Source organism: Actinomadura sp. NPDC000600, from assembly GCF_040492135.1.
GTDB lineage: Bacteria > Actinomycetota > Actinomycetes > Streptosporangiales > Streptosporangiaceae > Spirillospora.
Genome location: NZ_JBEUPD010000155.1, coordinates 1 through 1,027, shown reverse-complemented (window position 1 = coordinate 1,027; position 1,027 = coordinate 1). Strand labels below are relative to the sequence as shown.

The window sequence follows — 1,027 nt, the reverse complement described above, 5'->3', positions numbered from 1 at the left end:
GCGGCGCCGAGCCCCTGCACGGCGCGGGCCGCGATCAGCTGCGCCGGGTCCTGGGAGATCCCGCACGCCAGGCTGGACAGCGTGAACAGCGCGACTCCGGCTTCTTCGAGAGCGAGGAACTGCTCCAGTTCCGCTGGCAGTTGGCGCTCGGCGGCGATCCCCTCACCGAGGCCGAGATGGACACCCTGGCAGAAGCCCACCGTCCCGTCGTCCGGCTGCGCGACCAGTGGGTGCTCGTCGACCCGGCCCTCGTCCGCAAGGCCCGCAAGCGCGAGCTGGGCCTGCTCGACCCGGTCGACGCGCTCTCCGCCGCCCTCACCGGCAGCACGGAGGTCGACGGGGAGACGGTCGAGGCGGTCCCGGCGGGCGCGCTCGCGGTGCTGCGCGACCGGCTGACGGCGGGAGTGCGGCCCGCCGAGCCCCCCGAGGGGCTGCAAGCCCGCCTGCGGGACTACCAGCTGCGAGGCCTGGCCTGGCTGGACCTGATGACCTCCCTCGGCCTCGGCGGCTGCCTCGCCGACGACATGGGGCTGGGCAAGACCGTCACCCTCATCGCCCTGCACCTGCACCGGCAGGGCGACCCCGCCACCGCCGGCCCGACCCTGGTGCTGTGTCCCGCGTCGCTGCTCGGCAACTGGGAGCGGGAGATCCGGCGCTTCGCCCCCGACACCCCCGTACGCCGCTTCCACGGCCCCGACCGCCACCTCGACGACCTCGAGGGCGGGTTCGTCCTCACCACCTGGGCAACCCTGCGCCGCGACGCGACCCGGCTGGCCGCCCGGCGGTGGCCGCTGCTCGTCGCGGACGAGGCACAGCACGTGAAGAACCCCTACTCGGCCACGGCCCGGGCGCTGCGCACGATCGGCGCACACGCGCGCGTGGCGCTCACCGGCACTCCGGTGGAGAACAACCTCTCCGAACTGTGGGCGATCCTCGACTGGACGACACCCGGCCTGCTCGGCACGCTCGGCAGCTTCCGCACGCGGTACGCGCAGGCAGTCGAGGGCGGCCGGGACCCCGCGGCGGC

Annotated in this window: 2 protein-coding genes; one reads left to right on the top strand and one right to left on the bottom strand. The window is 75.0% G+C overall.

All coding sequences use genetic code 11. The annotated features are described in order from the left end of the window. The coding region (locus ABWI07_RS44455) for a hypothetical protein (protein ID WP_353822250.1) at nt 1-200 on the bottom strand (200 nt) is incomplete at its 3' end. On the opposite strand from ABWI07_RS44455, the gene ABWI07_RS44450 reads away from it, so the two are divergent. Further along, on the top strand, nt 120-1,027 hold a 908-nt coding region (locus tag ABWI07_RS44450; RefSeq protein ID WP_353822249.1), incomplete at its 3' end, for an SNF2-related protein. The genes ABWI07_RS44455 and ABWI07_RS44450 overlap by 81 nt on opposite strands.